Below are 19,116 nucleotides of genomic sequence, written 5' to 3' on the forward strand. Positions count from 1 at the left end.
CAGCGCTGCCGTTCGCTGCGCGTCTCTACCGCGTCGCAATTAACGTTCTCCGTCCGGCGAAGGCTTCGGCAGACCCCACGTCGGCGAGATGCGCCAGATCGCGAAAGGCAGCGAATGCGGGTTCAGGCGCACATGCTGACGCCGGCCGCGCCACTCGAAACGCTCGCCGGTCATCTGATCCTCGACGGCGATCGCGTCCCATTCCCGCACGCCCCAGCGTTCCAGCGTCTGCCACGGCAGTTCGATATCAGCGCCTTGCTCGTTGAACGGGTCGAGATTGATCGCGACGAGCACGACGTTGTCGCCCGACGAATTCGCCTTCTCGAAGAACAGAATGTGATCGTTATGCGCGGGCAGGAAATTGACGCCGAGATGCGTCTGCAACGCGGGATTCGCGCGTCGGATGCGGTTGAGCGCCGTCACTTCGCCGACGATATTGCCGGGCCGGTTCCAGTCCCACGCCTTCAACTGATACTTCTCGGAATCCAGATACTCTTCGCTATTCGGCAGCGCGGCGGACTCGCACAACTCGAAGCCGCTATACACGCCCCATAGCCCGGACAGCGTCGCGGCGAGCGCTGCGCGAATCACGAAGCCGGGACGCCCCGAGCTTTGCAAAAAGCGCGGGTTGATGTCCGGCGTGTTGACGAAGAAGTTCGGCCGGAAATAGTCCTTCGCATCCGTCTGCGTCAGGTCGTGCATGTATTCGACGAAGTCGCGCTTCGTCTCGCGCCACGTGAAGTACGTGTACGACTGCGAGAAGCCGAGCTTCGCAAGCCGGTTCATCACGCGCGGCCGCGTGAACGCTTCGGCGAGGAAGATCGTATCGGGATGACGCGCGCGTACGTCGCCGATGACCCATTCCCAGAACGGGAAGGGCTTCGTATGCGGGTTATCGATGCGGAATATGCGCACGCCCGCCGCGATCCAGTGCAGGAACACATCGCGCAAGGCGATCCAGAGATCGGGCTTCGCGTCCTGCGCATAAAAGTCCGGATTCACGATGTCCTGATACTTCTTGGGCGGATTCTCCGCATAGCGCAGCGTGCCGTCGGGGCGCCACGCGAACCACGTCGGATGCTCCTTCAGCCACGGATGATCCGGCGAGCATTGCACCGCGAAGTCCAGCGCAATCTCCAGGCCGTGTTCGTGCGCGGCTTCGAGCATGCGCTTGAAGTCGTCGAGGTTGCCGAGTTCGGGATGCACCGCGTCATGCCCGCCTTCCTTCGCGCCGATCGCATACGGGCTGCCCACATCGCCCGGCTCGGCCGTCAGCGAATTGTTCCTGCCCTTGCGGTTCGCCATGCCGATAGGATGGATCGGCGGGAAGTACAGCACGTCGAATCCCATTTCGCGAATGCGCGGCATCTTGCCGATCACGTCGATGAACGTGCCGTGACGGTTCTCGTCGTCGCTCATCGAGCGCGGGAAGATCTCGTACCAGCTCGCGAAGCGCGCAGCCGCGCGTTCCGAGTCGATGCGATACACGACCGGATCGCGCGACAGGAAAGGACGGTGCCGCGCCGCCGCGACTGCCTTCGCCGTCGCAGCCGAGAGCACCAATTCGAGCTTGCGCGCGGATTCCGCCTTCGTGAATTCCTTGACGATGGCTTCGAGCGGCGCGCTGTCGGAGTCCTCGACGGTCTTGACTTCGGCGAGGATCAGCGCGAACAGGTGCTTGGCTTCTTCGAGTTCCAGCTCGACCGTCTGACCGGCCTTCAGCTTCTTCTGCATGTGATCGACGAGCGACGCGAAGTCGTCGCGCCATGCCATCACCACGAATTCATGACGTCCCACGCGTTCGAGCGGAATGCGCGTCGTCCACAAGTCGTTGCCGAGCGGAAGCACGAGCGACATCGGCGTTTCGTGCCACTCGGTTTCGTCGGCGGCGCGCCACTGCACGGCTGCCGCGATCTTGTCGTGACCTTCGGCGAAGATCGCGGCCTGAATTTCGACCGCTTCGCCGACAATGCGCTTGGCCGGAAAGCGACCGTGATCGACCGAAGGCGTGACGCTTTCGATCGACACGCGCGGCGCGGCTATCGCTTCGGCCACGGACTTCTTGTCGGCGGTTCTCGCGCCGCGCTTCACTTGCGGCTGCGCGAGCAGAATGAACGGCTCGGCCTCCGCACGGAAGAGGCGCACTTCGCCCGCCTTCAACGTCAGCCCCGCGAGGCGCTGTGCCTGCGCGCTCGCATCGTCGAGCGGCGCGAAACGCGTGTAGTTGCCGGGCACGGCTTCCAGCAGATGCCGCGTGTCCACATTCACAGGCGCCACGAGATCCGGGTTGACGACGACGAGCACTGCCGAATCGCTGTCGCGCAAGTCGCCGCCGGCTGCGCGGATGAGCGCGGCGTAAGGCGTGCCCGCGCCCGTCAGCGAACGCAATTCGCCTACATCCGAGAGCGTTTCGGTATTGCGCTGCAACGCGTTCGCACGCTTGATCTGCTCGCACAAGTCGATGCGCGCTTCGCTTTTCGCGCGCTGATATTCAGCCGCGACGCCGTACTGCTGCGACATCGGCAGGGCGACGCCGTATTCGAAGCCCATCGGCACGAGAACGCCCGTGCCGAGCGCCGTCGCGGTGTAGAGCGCGCGGCAATACGCGCGTTCGACGAGCGCGGTATCGCTCGTATCGCTCAGGTCCGCGATCAGTCGCGTGCCGAACGGCTCTTCGGGGAACGCGACGGGCGGCGCGATACGCGAGAGCGCCGCGTGCTCGTCCACGAGCCAGGCGCCCTTGAAGTCCCACCAGCGCGTCGACGCGAAGACGGCATCGAACTCGGCGTCGGCGAGTGCGCGCAAGTCGTCGCGCGATACGCCGACCGTCCACGCAAGCCAGCGCGTCTCAGCGTGCTTCTCGCGCACCGCGGCCCCGAGCCGCCGCCATACATGCGCCGGCACCGCTTGCGGCGAGTCGAAGCGAAAGCCGCCGATGCCGGCATCCGCGATCAGGCTCAACTCGCGCGCCCACCACTGCGTGAGTTGATGCGCGGCTTCCCCGTCGGCGAAATTGGCGAACGCGACGTCGCGCTGTTGCGGCGGACGGCGCGGATCGAGGCGCGCATCGGCGCTTTCGAACGGCTGAAACCAGTGCTTGTTCTCCTGATACAGGCCGCCTTCCGCGCTTACGCGGTTGATGACGATGTCCACGAGTAGCGTGAGGCCGTGCGTTTTCGCTGCGTCGGCGAGCTGGCGCAGGCCGTCGGCGGCGCTCGTGTCGCATTCGAAGACAGGGTGCAGGCGATGATGATCGGCGACGGCTTCGCGATGCCCGTTACTGCCGGGCACGAAGGGCGAGCCGATCAGGACATGGTCGAAGCCGAGCGCCGCCGCGTGTTCGAACTGGGCTGGCCAGTTGGACAGCGGGCCGACGAGCAGGGGATCGATGAAGTAGATACGGGGCGCGTAAGCATGATGAGCTTGATGGTTTTCCATCGTTCGTCTTTTCCAGAGTCGTCCTGCGGTGGCGGGGATGCGGGCAACGAATCGCGATCACGCTCACGGGTCAAACTGGCTGAAGAGCCGGTCCGCACGTTACGCCGCATCGTGCGCATCGCGCGGCGCGAACCGAGGCACACCGCTACGCCGTCCATCGGCGCAGGCCCCGGTCGCGTCTCGCGTGCAACGTGCATCGAGCGAGGGCTGCCGCTTCGTCGCGCTCGCCTGTGGGCGCCACGGTCCCAAACGGGATTTCCTGCGGGCATTGCACGGGCTTGGGAGCACGTTGCGTGCCGCGCCCGGGCGGACCGGGGCGGCTCTTCTCTTGCATGGCTACTATGAAGTAAAGCAGGGGAACACGCGCGCTCTGTGCTCAGGCGGTCTTCGCGACGAGCGGCTTGCCGCTCTCGAGCGTCCGGCGCGCGCCGTGGTCGAGCACATGCGCGGCGCTGTCGGCGGCGCGGCGCAGACGGACGGCGGCGCGGCTCGGGCGCAAACCGGTGAGATCGGTGTACAGCGCGACCATCTTCTCGACGGCTTCGCCCCAGCCGAAATCGCATGACATGGCGTTGCGCTGCATCGCGCGCCACACGGGCGGGCGCATGTATGCGTCGAGCGCGCGGCTCGCAGCGGCAATCACGTCGTCGGGCGTTTCGCCGTCGAAGAGAAAGCCCGTGGGCGCGGGCGCCGCGTCGTGCGTGTCATGCATCGCAATGGGCGAATCGTGCGTGCCGTCACGGACGTAGATCGTCTCGCGCGAGGCGATTTCCGCGCGTTGCCCGGCGTCGACGATGGTATCGGCGAGGCCGCCCACACGCGAGGCCACGGGCAGCGTGCCGTAGCGCATCGCGTACATTTGCGTGAGACCGCACGGCTCGAAGCGGCTGCCGTGCAGAAGAATGTCGGCGCCCGCGTGCAGCGCGTGCGCGCGGCGCTCGTCATAGCCGATGTGCACACCGACGCGATCCGGCCACTGCTGCGCGAGCATCCTGAAGCCGCGCTCGATATACGCCTCGCCCTGACCGATCACGGCCAGTTGCAGACGCGGATGCTTTTCGAGCAGGCGCGGCAGCGCTCCGATCACCACGTCGGCGAGCTTCTGGCCGGTCATGCGGCTGCCGATGGCCATGAGCGGCGCGAACGGGTCCGCCGGCAGGCCGAACATGCGCTGAAGGCGGCGCTTGCACGCGTGCTTGCCGCGCATGTCGTCGAAGGAATAAGTGCGCTCGATCAGCGGGTCGGTCGCCGGATTCCACACCTCATCGTCGATGCCGTTCACCACGCCCGAGAGCTTGTCCGCGCAGCTTTGCAGCACGCCTTCCATCAGATGCCCGAAGCGCGGCGTGAGAATCTCCCGCGCGTAGGTGTCGCTCACGGTCGTCACGCGGTCGCTGTGGACGATGCCGGCTTTCATCAGACTCAACGCGCCGTAGAACTCGATGCTCTGCGGATTGCTCAACGCATGCACGAGCCACTTCTCCGGCACGCCGAGCGACGCGCCCAGCGAGAGCGCGTAGTTGCCCTGAAACGCGAGGTTGTGAATCGTGTAGACGCTTTTCGCCTGCACGCCTGCGTCTTTCATCAGCAGCGGCGTGAGGCCGGTGTGCCAGTCGTGTGCATGGACGACATCCGGCTTCTTCACACCGCGCACGCCTTGCGCCACCCGCACCGCGGCGGCCGACAGCGTCGCGAAACGCACGGCGTTGTCCGGATAGTCGCGGCCCTGCGCATCCTGATAAAGCCCGGTGCGCGCATACAGTGCATCGCAGCGCAGCAAAAGAACGGGCACGCCGGTGTCGGGCATGCGGGCGCGCAGCAGATCGGCGTCGCCGCCGGGCAGACCGCGCAAGGTGCAGAGCTTGCTGACGCCTTCGGCCTGGGCAATCGCCTTCGGATAGGCGGGAAGGAGGATGGTGGCATCGACGCCTGCTGCGCGCAGGGCGGCGGCGTAGGCGCTGACCATGTCGCCGAGGCCGCCGGTCTTGGCGAGCGGGACGGCCTCGGAGGCGACCAGCAGAACGTTCAAAGGCAAAGTGGGACTCCTGTGCGGAATACCGCGGGACGATGGCCATGCGCCTCGTTCACGTTCATCGACGTTCGTGTTCGAGTGACGAGGAAAGGCCGGGCCGCGCGATCCTGGTGCTGATCGGGGTTTATTCGGTGTTGCTGGCGCAGTGCAGCAATCTATGTGCCAATGGGCGTCTAGGTATGTGCGCTGGCCCACGATCAATTCGGACTGATGTTCGACGAGGGTCCGCTTGCCCGCACGCGAAAACCCTAAGCGCACGAAGTCGTCGCGCATGTAAAAGTGACAGCGGCGCGCGCCGCGTTTTTACATGGGCGCTTAGTCCAGCGCTCGGATACAGCTTATGGACGAGATGTGACAGGCGCGTTGCGCGCCGCATCGAAACGGGGCAGGGAGACGAACGTCCGGCTTTAGCCGCCGACGAGGCTCGCGGCAATATTCACGGACAGACCGAGCACCGCGAGATTGAAGAAGAAGGACAGCACGGATTGCGCGAGCGCCGTACGGCGCGCGCTCGTCGAACAGAGCACGACGTCGGACGTCTGCGAGGCGACGGCAATCGTGAAGGAAAAGTATAGAAAATCCCAATAATCGGGTTTCAGATGCCGGTCGGGGAACCGCAGCGCCGGGTTTCCCGGCGGCGACCGATAGTAGTGCCGCGCGTAGTGAAGCGTGAACATGGTAGGGATGAGAAACCACGCGCCGAGCATCGTCGCGCCGGTCAGCACGTAGTTGGGGAACGCGTGAACGCCGAGGCTCTTTGCCGCCGACAGTTCGACGACGATGGCCACGAGGCTCGCAATGGCCGCGAGGCTGACGATCACCAGCACGGCGGCGGCGTTCTCGTCTTCACGTTCGGCGAGCGCCTGCACGTTGCTCTGGCGCGCGGTGGCCATCTGCACCCAGATCAGCACGAGATAGAGCCAGACGGCCGAGTCCCAGCCGATCAGCGCGCGGGCGGTCGCCCGAACGTGCGCCGGAACCAACGCGGCGATGACGCAACCAAGCAGCAGGCCGATCATGGCGCGCGGGCGCGTGCGCAGAACGGGCGGAAGAAGATTCATCGCTCGAGGCCGAGGGCTGGTTGGAAGGACGGCACCGATTATTACTGATGCGCCTTACATCGACATGAGGATGACCGATGGCTGAACGTAAGCGCGTGTCCTTCGCGATGCGTCGCGCAATGCTGGCGGGCGCGGGCGCGTCGGCTGCGATCGCGTTCGCGCCGTCGCGGGCGGCGTCCGCAGATGAGGCGGCCTTCGATACGTTCATCGCCGTGTCGATGAAGCTGACCGGCCGCGCGGGCTTCGATCCGCTCGTCGCGGAGCGCGTGCACGCGGCGCTGGCTCGCGCCGAAGCCGGTTTCGACGCGAAGATGCAGCGGCTCGATCACTGGCTTTCGACGCACGGCGGCACGCCGAGCGATGTCGTGACCGCCGCGCTACGGGCGACGCAGCCGGATCTCGCGAAGGCGGTCGGCAGCGTGATGCGCGCGTGGTATCTGGGCGTCGCCGGCGAAGGCGAGCAGGCGGAGGTCGTTGCGTTCGAACGCGCACTGATGTTCGATCCCGTCCGCGACATGCTCACGGTTCCCTCGTACTGCCGCGGTGAGCCGGCCGACTGGGCGAAAAAGCCGTAACGGACACCTCGACTCCAAAACGACAACGACGAACGAAGGCAAGCGCATGGCGGGATCGACAGCGGCGGACGTGGTCATCGTCGGGTCGGGGGTGGCGGGCAGTCTCGTCGCGTACCGGCTGGCGAAGGCGGGCGCGTCGGTCATCCTGCTCGAAGCGGGGCCGCGTCTTCCGCGCTGGCAGATCGTCGAGAACTTCCGGCGCGCGCCGGAGAAGCGCGATCTTTCCGCGCCGTATCCGCTCCCGCGTCACGCGCCGCGTCCCGAGCCGATGAATCCGGGCAGCTATCTGGTGAATCGCGGGGCGAAGGCATACGAGCCGCAATATCTGCGGCTCGTCGGCGGCACGACGTGGCATTGGGCGGGCGCGGCGTGGCGGCTGTTGCCGGCGGACTTTCGGTTGCACACGTTGCATGGCGTCGGGCGCGACTGGCCGTTTCCCTACGAAACGCTGGAGCCGTGGTACGGGCAGGCCGAAAACGAACTGGGCGTGGCGGGCCCCGTTGTCGATCTCGGTTCGCCGCGCTCCACGCCGTATCCGATGCCGCCGTTGCCGCTTTCTTATCTCGACCAGCGGTTCGCGCAAGTGCTCGCCGCGCAGTCGCTGCGCGCGGTTCCCGAGCCGATGGCGCGCAACAGCCGCGCGTATGACGGGCGGCCGCCGTGCTGCGGCGCGAACAGTTGCATGCCCGTGTGCCCCATCGGCGCGCTGTATCACGGCGCGACGCACGCGGACAAGGCCGAGCGCGCGGGCGCTAAGCTGATCGCGCAGGCGGTCGCGTATCGCATCGAGGCGAACGACAAGGGCGAGATCGTCGCGATTCATTACAAGGACCCGAACGGCGTGAGCACGCGCGTGACCGGCAGGCGCTTCGTGATCGCGGCGAACGGCATCGAGACGCCGAAGCTCCTGCTGATGTCCGCGTCGGCGCGCTTTGCGAAAGGCATCGCGAATGCGTCGGATCAGGTCGGACGCAATCTGATGGACCATCCCGGCGTCGCCGTGAGCTTTCTCGCAAACGAGGCGCTCTGGCCGGGGCGCGGGCCGGTGGAAATGAGCTCGGTCGTCGATTTCCGCGACGGCCCGTTCCGCGCGCAGCAAGCGGCGAAAAAGCTGCATCTGTCGAATGCGTCGCCGACGCTCGTCGTCACCTCGAACCTGATTGAAGCGGGGCTAAGCGGCGGCGAACTCGACCGGCAAATTCGCGAGCAATCCGCCCGACGGCTGACGCTCGGCAGCTTTCACGAACAATTGGCGTCGCCCGACAACCGCGTGTCGCTGTCCGCAGAGAAGGACGTGCTCGGCCTGCCGCGCCCGGAAATACGCTACGCCATCGACGACTACGTGCGCCGCAGCGCCGCCGATACGCGTGCGCTGTTCGACCAGATCGCGGGATGGTTCGGCGGCGAGCAGATCGAGCATGACGACGGTCTCGAGCCGAGCAGCCACATCATGGGTACCGCGATCATGGGACGCGACGCCAGCGATTCCGTCGTCGATGCCGACTGCCGCGCGCACGATCACCCGAATCTCTTCGTCGCCGGGAGCGCCGTGATGCCGGCGGGCGGCTCGGTCAACTGCACGCTGACGATTGCCGCGCTCGCGCTGCGGCTTGCGGGCACCATCGAAGCGTCGCTGCGATGACGCGGCGGCGTTCGCTCCTCTTGCGGGCGATGCTCGCGCTCACGGCCGCGTTCGGCCATCTCGCGGCGGAAACGGGGCGCGGGCAGACGCCTGCGCCGGCGCGGGCCGCGAGCGTCGCGCGCGGCGAATATCTGGTGCGCGCGGGCGGCTGCGTGGCGTGCCACACGGCGGACCCGGCGCGGCCGTTCGCGGGTGGCCGCGCGATGCAAACGCGCTTCGGCACGTTCTACACGCCGAACATCACGAGCGATCGCGCGACGGGCATCGGCGCGTGGACCGACGCGCAGTTCGTGCGCGCGATGCGCGAGGGCATCGGCAGAAATGGCGAGCGTCTCTATCCCGCGTTTCCGTTCACGTCGTACACACGGCTTTCCGACGGGGACGTGCTCGCCATGCGCGCCTATCTGGCGACGGTGCCGCCCGTGCGCTACACGCCGCCGCCGCACGCGCTGCGATTTCCGTTCGGCTGGCGCGGGCTGATGATCGCGTGGAACGCGTTCAATTTCTCGCCGGGCCGGTTCGTGCCGGACGCGGGCAAACGCGCGGAGTGGAATCGCGGCGCGTATCTCGTGGAAGGCCTCGCGCATTGCGGACAATGCCATACGCCGCGCAACGTGATCGGCGGGCTGAAGGAGAGCGAGCGGCTTGGCGGCGCGTCGGTGGCGGGCTGGACCGCGGGCAACCTGACGCCGGATCGCGTGACGGGCATCGGCGCTTGGCGCGACGACGAATTGCTGCGCTATCTCGCGAGCGGCGCCGCGCCGGGACGCGCGTATGCAGTCGGGCCGATGGCGGAAGTGGTGGCGAACGGCACGCAGTTCCTGACCGCCGACGATCTTCGGGCGATGGTGACGTATCTTCGCTCGATGCCGGTCGTCGCAGCGCAGAACGGCGCGCGCTCGCGATGGAGCTTCGGCGCGGCCGGGCGGGCGGACGTCACGGCGCTGGATGCGGCGGGCGCGTTCGAAGGCGAAAAGGCTCGCGGGCGGCGAGATCCGCGAGCCGAGATGGATTCGAATCGCGACGGCGCAGGCCACGGAAAACCGCCGGATGCCGCGACGCGTTCAGGTCAAACGACGGCAGGCGCCGCGAACAACGCACGAAGCGCGGCGGACTCTAATCGCGACAGCGCAGTCCCCGGAAAAACGTCGGATGCGGGGACGAGCCCGAATCGCGAGACGGCAGGCGCTGCGAGAAACGCAGGAACTGCGATCGACTTCGATCGCGACAGCGCAGGCCCCCGAAGAACGTCAGACGCGGCGACGAGCCTGAACCACGACACGGCAGGCCCCGCGAAAAACGCACGAACTGCGGCGGACGCAAACAGCGACAGCGCAGGGCCCGCAAGAACGCCGGATGCCTCCACGAACCCGACCCGCGAAACGGCAGGCGCCGCAAAAGCCCCACAATCCGCGACCAGCACAGCCAATACCGCCAACCCCGAAGGCGCTCGCCTCTACGCCGCAGCCTGCGCGAGTTGCCACGGCATCACGGGCGAAGGCTCGGGCGACCACTTTCCGTCGCTCGTACATGACGCGCTGACCGCCGCGCTCGGCTCGATGGACACAAGCAACCTCGTCCTCGTGATCCTGCACGGCGTGAACCGCGAAACCCGCGATGCCCCGGCGTTCATGCCCGCGTTCGGCGCGTCGCTATTGGACGAGAACATCGCGGCTCTCAGCAATTACCTGACACGGCAGTTCGGCGACCCGCGTGCGACCACTCGCGCGGAAGACGTCGCACGGCTGCGCTCGATCGCGCAATAATGGTGCGTCGCATGGCCCGATTCCCAGAAAACTGAAATGGACTCGCTGTCGGGCAGGCGCACCGAAGCCGCACGAAAGCCGCACGCAATGCACGCAGAATCGCAGCGAAAGCGACCCAACACGCACACGTTCCATTGACCCGGCGCTAAGATCGACGCATGAATGATCCTACCTATTCCGCCGTTTGCAGGCATCCCGCCAACGATATCGGCCGCGATTTCGTCGTCGGCGATGTTCATGGCTGTGTCGATGCGCTGCGCTATCTCTTGAGCGAAATCCGCTTCGACGGCTCACGCGACCGCCTGTTTTCGGTCGGCGATCTGGTCGACCGCGGCACGGACTCGCTGGCGGCGGTGGAACTCATCGACAAGCCTTGGTTCTATCCCGTGCTCGGCAATCACGAGGACTCGCTGATCGCGGTCGCAGCGGGGCAGATGCGGCGGCAATCGTGGTACGCCATCGGCGGCGCGTGGGCGGAGACGCTTCCCGACGACCGGCTGGCGGCGCTTGCCACGCGGCTTTCCACGCTGCCGCTCGTGCGCGTGGTCGGCGAAGGCGAGCGGCGCTTCAACGTGCTGCACGCCGAGTTCTTCGGCAGCGACGCCGACCTGGACGTCGGCGTCTTCTCGGAAGACACCCGCAGTCAGATGTTGTGGGGCCGAAGCCTCGCGCTCGGAAATGCCGATCCCTCGGGTCAACTCGGGCTTTCGCCGACCTATTGCGGCCACACGCCGATGCGCGCGGTGCGGCAGATCGGCTCGCAGATTTATGTCGACACGGGAGCGTTCGCGGCGGAAGGGCGGCTTACCATCGTCGAAGTCGGCAGCGATGAAATCTGGTCCGTCAAGGAACGCTGGGCGGCATCGGAAGGGGCGCGGGAACTCGCCTTCCCTTGAGCGTCGGCGCGTTTTCGATGCGCGGCATCATCACCGAGGCACACGCGTTGCTTTGAAACTCGCTACGAATCGAAAGCAACGAGTCGAGGCATGCAAGTGGCGAGGATCGGACGAAACGCTGGACAGAACGCCGCACGCCGAGGCGGCAACGGGGCGGCGGAAGAATCGCGCGACGCGCAGAACGCCGTCGCGCAGTCGCTCGCGGAAGAACTCCCGCCCGGCCTGCGCTACGTCGACGATTCCCGTCGCGGCTACACGCGCGAATGGATCGACGGCGCGTTCGTCTACTTCAACACGCAGGGCAAGCGCATCGAGGACGAAGCGGAGATCCGGCGCATCAACGCGCTCGCGATTCCGCCCGCTTATTCCAACGTCTGGATTTGTCCTGACTCGCGCGGCCACTTGCAGGCGACGGGCCGCGATGCGCGCGGCCGCAAGCAGTATCGCTATCACCCGCAATGGCGCGAAACGCGCGACGCCAACAAGTACGAGCGCATGCTCGCGTTCGGCGCGGTGCTGCCGAAACTGCGTGCGCGCGTGTCACGCGATCTCGCGCTCGACGGCATGCCGCGCGACAAAGTGCTCGCCACGGTCGTGCGCCTGCTGGATACGACGCTGATTCGCATCGGCAGCGAGGAATATGCGCGGGAAAATCGCTCATACGGACTGACGACGCTCAGAAAGCGGCATCTGAAAGTGTCGTCGGGGACGCTGCGTTTCAAGTTTCGCGGCAAGAGCGGCATCGAGCATGACGTCGCCGTCAGCGACGCGCGCGTCGCCCGGATCGTGAAGCGGTGCATGGACTTGCCGGGCCAAGACCTCTTTCAGTATCTCGACGCCGACGGCGAGCGCCATTCCGTCGATTCATCCGACATCAACGATTATCTGCGCGAGATCACCGGCGCGGATTTCACCGCGAAGGATTACCGCACGTGGGCCGGCAGCGTGTTCGCGCTCGCGGCGCTGCGCAAGCTCCAGTGGGAGACGGTGACGGAAGCGCGCAAGCACGTGGTCGGGACGATCAAGGAAGTGTCGCAACTGCTGCGTAACACGCCGGCCGTGTGCCGCAAGTGCTACGTGCATCCGGCCGTGATCGAGGCGTTCGAGGCGGGCGAGCTGGCCGAGGCGCTGCCGGCGTCGCGGCGGCACGGGCTCAAGACGGACGAGGCCGCGCTCGTCATCTTTCTGGAAAAGGACGCGAAGCGCCGCGCACGCGAGGCGGCGCGCGCAAACCGCAAGGGCGCTGCGGCAAGCGATGCACGGCTGACCGGCCTGCTGGCCGAATCGAGCCAGAAGGCGCGCGCGGGCGCGTTGAAGGGAAGCGCGAAGGGCGCTGCGGCGCAGGCGCTTCAGACGGTGGCGCGCAAGACGTCGCCGAAGGCCGCGCGGCCCGCGACGAAGAAGCTGTCGCGCACGCGCAGTTCGACGGCCGTCGCCATCAACTAACGCGAATCGAGGCGCGCGCTAGCCGACCTGATTCAGCTCGAACACGCAATCGATTGCGTGACCGTTCCAGTTGTATTCGAGATACGCGGCGTGATGACAGTCGCGCAAGAGCGTCGTGCGCAGCGCGGCCAGACATTCGCCGCGCGGATCGCGCACCGACGGATACACGATGCCCGGCGCGCCCGCCGCCCGCACCGCGCGCCCGAGCGCCATGCCGGGCGCGTAGTCGTCCGGCGCGAGAATCTGCGGATTCAGACCGGCTTGCGCGATGCAATCGCCGCGCAGATCCACGACTTCGCCGCGCGCCGTCACCCGGTACAGCCGCATCTGCTGACGCAGCGGCGCTTCGTTCGTGGCCGCGAGAAAAAGACTGGCGTGATAGCGCGTCTCCGCAATCGCGGTCTGCCGCTCGCGCGCGCAATAGAACACGCCGTAGCTGCCGTCCGAAAAGCGGCTGCCGTTCGGATTCAGATGTGTGAAAGCAGCCATGATGGGACCGCATCCTGGCCCGAAGCAACGTTCTTCGGGCGGCACGAGATCGAGTTCGCCGACTTCCGTGCGCAGACGGTCGTTGGTCATGGCTTCGAGCGCATAGAGCGCGTCGAAATCCTGCGGTGACGCGACGCGGTCGAAGAGATTCACGGCGGGAAAGCGCGTCGGAATCACGCGATACGCCGGCGACCAGTCCAGTTCGCTGTGCGGCCAACGGTCCCGCCAGTTCGATTCAGCCTGTTTTCCGGTCACGCCCAGCCGCCTCGCATTGCGTCGAGATACTGGCGCACGGCGACCAGATCGCTGACATTGCCCGCGAGCATGCGTTCCAATGCGGGCCGTCCGCCGAACGCCGGCGCGTTGTTGGGGCGCTTGACCCACGTATCGGCGGCTTGCGGGTCGGGCAAGAGAATCTGCAGCGCCTTGTAGATGCCGAGAATCAGCGAAAGGCGTTCGAGCGTGTCGCGCCCGAGCCGGGCGGATTGCGGCGTGCCTTTCCACTTGAAGAAGGTGGAACGCCCTGGTTTGCCGAGCAGAACGATTTGCTCTTCGGCGGAAAGCGCCCAAGCTTCGGCAATCTTGAAGAAGGCGCGCAGGCCGGCAGCGGACAGGTCGCTTAGATCCGGCGCCGGACGCGGTGCCGGATGGCCGGTCGCTGTGGAAGCGGCACGTGCGGCGTGAGGCATGTCGTTAAGTCTCCAAAGGAACTCTTAACGCATGTTAGTCCATATCTGGATTTATACAAGATAAATCTCGCTTCCGGGCGCGTTACATGGGTTATTCGTCGTCGTCATCGGACGGACCGAATCGGCGGCCGGGCGTGTGCGACTGCAACGCATCCGCGATATCCGAAGGCGTGCAATCGGCGCGCAGCACGCATCGTTGTACACGCGGATCGCTCTTCAGCGTCCATTCGACGGTGCGGTACGGTTCACCCCATAGGCGCTCGATCGGCGCAGAGAGGCGGCAGCGGCTCAGCTTCAGCGCGGTATGGCGACGCATGGCGCGGGCAAGATTGGCGAACGTCGGGCGGGCGGCGGTGTTGGCAGACATGGCACTTTCCTCACGTTGATGCCCGGCTGTGGCGGCCGAGCCTGATCGCGAATCGAGTGTGTTCGTGGAGAATTAAGCCCGACTTAACCGCTCCGGTCGCTTCGTCCGACGCGGCAAAACGTCGCGCGTCACCGTCTTGCGACGCGCGGCCAGCTGGTCAATAGGCGCTTCGGCATTTTCACCACGGCGCGCGCCCCCTGTTTGCCGGCCCGTCGCATTACTGTATATTCGTACAGCTTGTCCGCAACGAGGAGTTTGCCGATGATTTCCCGCAACGATTCGATCGAAGCTGCCGCCCTTGAGCGCTTCATGCGCGCGAGCCGCGCCGTGAACGTCGCGTTCGACGCCACGCGGGGCGAACCGCCTCTCGAAGGGGGCACGCAGTCTGTCGCGCGTTCGCTTGCCCGCCTCGACGCCGCGCTGCGCGAACTCGAAACCTCCGAACGCTCGCTGGACGCGATCCTGTCGCGCGGCGCACGTCACGGTCACTGAGTCCAACCATGGAGCGAAACGACTTGAAGCTCGCCTGCCTGACGATAGCCTTCGCGCTCGGAACGTCGCCGGTGTTGGCGGCGCAGCGGTACACGGAAGTCTGGAACCCCCCGGAGGTGAAGTCGCAATCGGCGAAGGGCAAGGCGAGGACGCACACCGCCTCCCGCGCAGCCGCGAAGAAAAAGCCCAGAGGGACGGCGGCGGTGAAGCAGATTGCCGACAAGGCGGCCATCGAGCAACCTGCCGTCACGCCCCGGGCAAACGCTGCATCCACGAAGCAGACGGAGCCGGTCATTCCCCGCAAGATCGAACCGAACGGTCAGGTCATGCGGGTCTGATCCATGGAACGCGGCACGCAATAAAAAAGGGCGCTCAATCGAGCGCCCTTTTTCATTTACCAGCAGCGGACGCCTCACGGCACCCGCAAGATGTCATAAGCGGCCCATCAAAAGCAGAACGATCACCACGATCAATACAACGCCGAGAATACCGCTAGGCCCGTAGCCCCAGCTTCGGCTGTGCGGCCACGAGGGAATGGCGCCGATCAGCAGCAGAATGAGGATGATGAGCAGGATGGTTCCGATCGTCATTTGACTTCTCCTTATAAAAGACCGCGCCACCATCCGGCTCGACGTGGACCTCCCAGCCTGCTTACACGTCTTAGCGCAGCGGCATTCCAGCCGCTGGCCGTCCGGCGTTGCGATCGACGAGGAGCAAAAAGCAAAGCTCGTGCCATTCAGCGTCAAGGCGCAGCAGCAAGGCGCCGCACGCGTCTGCGGCGCAGCGCGCGGCGACAGCGATTGTCAAAATGAAAGACCGGGTATCGGCGTGAGCAAGATTTTCAAAGCGTCGCGTGCGCCGGGTCTCCGCGTTAGAAGAGGCTGCGAAACGCCCAGAAGAGGGCTGCGGAAAGCGCGATCGACACCGGCAGCGTCAGCAGCCACGCGAGCGCCAGGCTGCGCACCGTGCGCCATTGCAGGCCCGAGCCGTTGGCCGCCATCGTGCCCGCAACGCCCGATGACAGCACGTGCGTCGTGCTGACGGGCAGGCCGTAGACGTCGGCGGCGCCGATGGTCAGCATGGCGACGAGCTCGGCCGACGCGCCCTGTCCATACGTCAGATGCGTCTTGCCGATGCGCTCACCCACCGTCACGACGATGCGCTTCCAGCCGACCATCGTTCCAAGACCGAGCGCCACGGCGACCGCGACCTTTACCCACGTCGGAATGAACTTTGTCGCGTGATCGAGTTGATGCTTGTAGTTGTCGAGCACGGCGGTATCCGCAGGCGCGAAGGCCGGCGTCTTCTGCTTTTCCATCACCCGCAGCGCTTCCGACGCGATGTACATCTCGTTGCGCACGTTCCGCACGTTGCCTTGCGGCACCGAAGCGATCGTCTCGCTCGGGCGAATCTGCGATTCAATGGATCCGATCAGCGCGGTCAGCGACGCGATGGTATCGGGCGCAAGCGTCTTGGTCTGCACGAATTTCTCGACCTGCGCGCGCGCGTCCGGCGCCGGTGCCGCGTTGCCGCCGTACCGCCGGAGCGTCTCGGTCGCGCTGTGGCTCACCGCGAGGAAGGTCTGAGTTTCGGCCGGCGTAACGGCCTTATTCAGCGCGTAGGCCGTGGGCACCGTGCCGATCAGGATCAGCATGATGAGGCCCATGCCCTTCTGGCCGTCGTTGGAGCCGTGCGCGAACGACACGCCCGTACACGTGAGAATCAGCAGGCAGCGGATCCAGAAGGGCGGCGGCGTGTTCTTCTTCGGCTCCTGATAGAGCGCCGGCACGCGCACGACCAGCTTCAACACGTACAGCAGAAAGCCCGCGAGCACGAAGCCGACGATCGGCGAAAACAGCAGCGACTTGCCGACCGACACGGCCTGGCTCCAGTCGACGCCCGACGTGCCGGTCGATCCGTGCAGCATCTGGTTCATCAGGCCGACGCCGATCACCGAGCCGATCAGCGTATGCGAACTGGACGACGGCAAGCCGAGCGCCCATGTCCCCAGGTTCCAGATGATCGCCGCGATGAGCAGCGCGAAGACCATCGCGAAGCCCTGCGAACTCCCGACGCCGATGATCAGTTCCACCGGCAGCAATTGCAGGATGCCGAACGCGACGGCGCCGCTCGAAATCAGCACGCCGATGAAATTCCACGCGCCGGACCAGACGACGGCCAGATTCGGCGTCAGCGAGTGTGTGTAGATGACGGTCGCGACCGCGTTCGCCGTGTCGTGGAAGCCGTTCACGAACTCGAAGCCGAGCGCGATCATGAGCGCGATGGCAAGCAGGATGTACGGAAACGCCGACGATTCGCGCACCGGCGCGAGATCTTCGAACAGGTGCAGGATGCAGTACACGACGCCCGCCGCGATGGCGAGCAGGAACACCAGAAACGCGAAACGCTGTCCTGGCGTGCGGCCTTGCGTCTGGGGAAAAACAACCTGGTTCATGGCACGTCCTTGGGGCGAGGAACTCCGGCGACGACGGGGCGGAAGCCGGGAAAGGGAAAAGGCCATGTTTCCCGGGCCGTGTGTCGGTTTCATGACCCCGTGAACAATTCCTATTTCCTCTGATGTGTCGTTCGAAGGACCGCAGCGAGCTGCGCGGAAGACGCCGATATAATCCGGCGGCGCGTTTTGCGTTTTGTTTTGCGTTTCGTGCATCCGTTTCACTCAAGAGGCGACCCGATGATCAAGACGACACCCCCCGCCGCGTCGGAACCGCTTGAGTTCGGTGGCTCGGTATGGGTGAAAAGCGGCGGCGAAACGCTCGGCGGGGCGGCACGGATCGCGTTGCTGGCGGCGATTAGCGATACCGGTTCGATCACCGCGGCGGCGAAGCGCGTCGGCATGAGTTACAAGGCGGCGTGGGACGCCGTCGATACGATGAACAATCTCGCCGGCGAGCCGCTCGTGACGAGCGCGACCGGTGGTCGGGGCGGCGGCGGCACGCGGCTCACGGCGTCGGCGCTGCGGCTCATCGACACTTATCGCGCGGTGGAGCGCGAGCATCGCAAGTTTCTTCAGCACGCGAGCGAAGCCATCGAAGGTTTCGAACGCGATTGGCAACTTATCGGGAGATTGGGGATGAGAACGAGCGCACGAAACCAACTGGCAGGCAAGGTCACGAAAGTCACGCGCGGCGCGGTGAACGACGAAGTCGAACTCGGCTTGCCGGGCGGCCAGACCATCGTCGCCGTTGTCACGCACGAAAGCACGGAGGCGCTCGGCTTGCAGGAAGGCAGCGACGCGTTTGCGCTCATCAAGGCGTCGTGGGTCATGGTGATGGAAGATGCGCCCGCGAAGCTGTCGGCGCGCAATCAGTTACGCGGGACCATTGCCAGCCTGACGCGCGGAGCGGTCAACGCGGAAGTCACGCTTTCCCTCGACGACTCGACGACCATCACCGCGATCATCACCAATCAGAGCGCAGACACGCTCGGACTCGCCGAAGGCCAGAAGGCCGTCGCGGTGATCAAGGCGTCCAGCGTGATCATCGGCGTCAACGACTGAGGCCGACCGGAACTTACGCGGCGGCGCGCTCGCGCGGCACTTGCAGATCGGCGCGTCGCTCAGGCGCGCGATAGATCTTCGCCTTCCAGCGCGCTCGCACGTAGGGGCGCTCGTGGCCGGACAATCCGAGCGCGATCTCCGTGATCCAGTGCTGCGTCGGAACCGGCACGCCGTGCAGCGCCACGACGACCGCGCCGAGACTTGCCGCGACGGGCGTCGGCGAGAGCTTTCCCGGCTCCGCTTTCCGCGCAATCCAGGCGAAGGCAATCGCGACGGCACCACCGAGCACACATCCCGCGACGACCTCCGACACCGAGTGGGCGTTGACCACCACGCGCGACCCGCCAACCACCACGCCCAGCAGCAAACCCACGGCAACGCCTGCCGCCCGCAGTGCGCCGCGCGCCGGCAAAAGCGCGACGAAGAGAGCGACCGGCAGCACCGCAGTCGCCATGAAGGCATGCCCGCTGATGCCCGTGAAGTCGAGGGTGCGCACGCCGATTCCCCAGCCGATGAAGGCAATCTTGCTGAATGCGACGCATGCGCTGCCCGCACCCAGCAGCGCGAGCCATGCGAACGTGTACTTGCAGCGATAACCGAGCGCCAGCCACGCAGCGGCGGCAAGCCCGACCGGCAGCATCACGCCGATGCTGCCGAGCGCGGTGATGCTCATCCAAAGCGAAGCGGGTAGATCGAAATTCATCTG

17 protein-coding genes are annotated in these 19,116 nt (G+C 65.9%); 8 read left to right on the top strand and 9 right to left on the bottom strand.

Features of this window, described 5'->3' with window-relative positions:
* Window positions 1-39 precede the first annotated feature (39 nt).
* The 3 genes from P9239_RS04725 to P9239_RS04735 all read right to left on the bottom strand — a co-directional run bounded on the left by P9239_RS04725 (window position 40) and on the right by P9239_RS04735 (window position 6,531).
* Window positions 40-3,438 (bottom strand): maltotransferase domain-containing protein, encoded by a 3,399-nt coding sequence (locus P9239_RS04725; RefSeq protein ID WP_309749320.1) that lies wholly within the window; start codon window positions 3,436-3,438, stop codon window positions 40-42.
* Window positions 3,439-3,814: 376 nt separating this feature from the next.
* Window positions 3,815-5,473 (bottom strand): glycogen synthase GlgA, encoded by a 1,659-nt coding sequence (glgA, locus tag P9239_RS04730; protein ID WP_309749321.1) that lies wholly within the window; start codon window positions 5,471-5,473, stop codon window positions 3,815-3,817.
* A gap of 404 nt (window positions 5,474-5,877) precedes the next feature.
* Window positions 5,878-6,531, bottom strand: coding sequence for a DUF1345 domain-containing protein (locus tag P9239_RS04735; protein ID WP_309749322.1), 654 nt, complete (start codon window positions 6,529-6,531; stop codon window positions 5,878-5,880).
* Window positions 6,532-6,608: 77 nt separating this feature from the next.
* On the opposite strand from P9239_RS04735, the gene P9239_RS04740 reads away from it, so the two are divergent.
* The 5 genes from P9239_RS04740 to P9239_RS04760 all read left to right on the top strand — a co-directional run bounded on the left by P9239_RS04740 (window position 6,609) and on the right by P9239_RS04760 (window position 12,856).
* Window positions 6,609-7,106 (top strand): sugar dehydrogenase complex small subunit, encoded by a 498-nt coding sequence (locus tag P9239_RS04740; RefSeq protein WP_309749323.1) that lies wholly within the window; start codon window positions 6,609-6,611, stop codon window positions 7,104-7,106.
* A gap of 46 nt (window positions 7,107-7,152) precedes the next feature.
* On the top strand, window positions 7,153-8,748 hold the full coding sequence (locus tag P9239_RS04745) for a GMC family oxidoreductase (protein ID WP_309749324.1): 1,596 nt from the start codon (window positions 7,153-7,155) through the stop codon (window positions 8,746-8,748).
* Window positions 8,745-10,514, top strand: coding sequence for a c-type cytochrome (locus P9239_RS04750; protein WP_309749325.1), 1,770 nt, complete (start codon window positions 8,745-8,747; stop codon window positions 10,512-10,514). The genes P9239_RS04745 and P9239_RS04750 overlap by 4 nt, the downstream gene beginning before the upstream one ends.
* Before the next feature lie 158 nt (window positions 10,515-10,672).
* Complete coding sequence (locus P9239_RS04755; protein WP_309749326.1) at window positions 10,673-11,410, top strand: metallophosphoesterase; 738 nt, start codon at window positions 10,673-10,675, stop codon at window positions 11,408-11,410.
* A 90-nt stretch (window positions 11,411-11,500) separates the two neighbouring features.
* Window positions 11,501-12,856 (top strand): DNA topoisomerase IB, encoded by a 1,356-nt coding sequence (locus P9239_RS04760; protein ID WP_309749327.1) that lies wholly within the window; start codon window positions 11,501-11,503, stop codon window positions 12,854-12,856.
* An 18-nt stretch (window positions 12,857-12,874) separates the two neighbouring features.
* Here P9239_RS04760 and P9239_RS04765 read toward each other — a convergent pair whose 3' ends face one another.
* The 3 genes from P9239_RS04765 to P9239_RS04775 all read right to left on the bottom strand — a co-directional run bounded on the left by P9239_RS04765 (window position 12,875) and on the right by P9239_RS04775 (window position 14,401).
* A complete protein-coding gene (locus tag P9239_RS04765) occupies window positions 12,875-13,600 on the bottom strand; it encodes an RES family NAD+ phosphorylase (RefSeq protein ID WP_309749328.1) in 726 nt (241 codons plus the stop codon).
* Complete coding sequence (locus tag P9239_RS04770; RefSeq protein ID WP_309749329.1) at window positions 13,597-14,034, bottom strand: MbcA/ParS/Xre antitoxin family protein; 438 nt, start codon at window positions 14,032-14,034, stop codon at window positions 13,597-13,599. The genes P9239_RS04765 and P9239_RS04770 overlap by 4 nt, the downstream gene beginning before the upstream one ends.
* A 91-nt stretch (window positions 14,035-14,125) precedes the next feature.
* Entirely contained in the window at window positions 14,126-14,401 is a 276-nt protein-coding gene (locus tag P9239_RS04775) for a DUF2866 domain-containing protein (RefSeq protein ID WP_309749330.1), read from the bottom strand.
* Window positions 14,402-14,662: 261 nt separating this feature from the next.
* Here P9239_RS04775 and P9239_RS04780 point away from each other — a divergent pair, with 261 nt between their 5' ends.
* The gene (locus P9239_RS04780) at window positions 14,663-14,893 is read left to right on the top strand and encodes a hypothetical protein (protein ID WP_309749331.1); all 231 of its coding nucleotides are present in this window, start codon (window positions 14,663-14,665) and stop codon (window positions 14,891-14,893) included.
* 23 nt (window positions 14,894-14,916) lie between these two features.
* Entirely contained in the window at window positions 14,917-15,231 is a 315-nt protein-coding gene (locus P9239_RS04785; RefSeq protein ID WP_309749332.1) for a hypothetical protein, read from the top strand.
* A 93-nt stretch (window positions 15,232-15,324) separates the two neighbouring features.
* On the opposite strand, the gene P9239_RS04790 is transcribed toward P9239_RS04785, so the two are convergent.
* Window positions 15,325-15,483 (bottom strand): DUF3309 family protein, encoded by a 159-nt coding sequence (locus tag P9239_RS04790; RefSeq protein WP_244849826.1) that lies wholly within the window; start codon window positions 15,481-15,483, stop codon window positions 15,325-15,327.
* 281 nt (window positions 15,484-15,764) lie between these two features.
* A complete protein-coding gene (locus P9239_RS04795; protein ID WP_309749334.1) occupies window positions 15,765-17,348 on the bottom strand; it encodes an inorganic phosphate transporter in 1,584 nt (527 codons plus the stop codon).
* Between the two features lie 237 nt (window positions 17,349-17,585).
* Here P9239_RS04795 and P9239_RS04800 point away from each other — a divergent pair, with 237 nt between their 5' ends.
* Complete coding sequence (locus P9239_RS04800) at window positions 17,586-18,410, top strand: TOBE domain-containing protein (protein ID WP_309749335.1); 825 nt, start codon at window positions 17,586-17,588, stop codon at window positions 18,408-18,410.
* A gap of 13 nt (window positions 18,411-18,423) precedes the next feature.
* Here the strand turns inward: P9239_RS04800 and P9239_RS04805 are convergent, their stop codons facing one another.
* Window positions 18,424-19,113, bottom strand: a complete 690-nt coding sequence (locus P9239_RS04805) for a phosphatase PAP2 family protein (protein ID WP_309749336.1) — start codon at window positions 19,111-19,113, stop codon at window positions 18,424-18,426.
* Window positions 19,114-19,116: the final 3 nt, after the last annotated feature.

Source organism: Caballeronia sp. LZ062 (assembly GCF_031450785.1).
GTDB lineage: Bacteria > Pseudomonadota > Gammaproteobacteria > Burkholderiales > Burkholderiaceae > Caballeronia.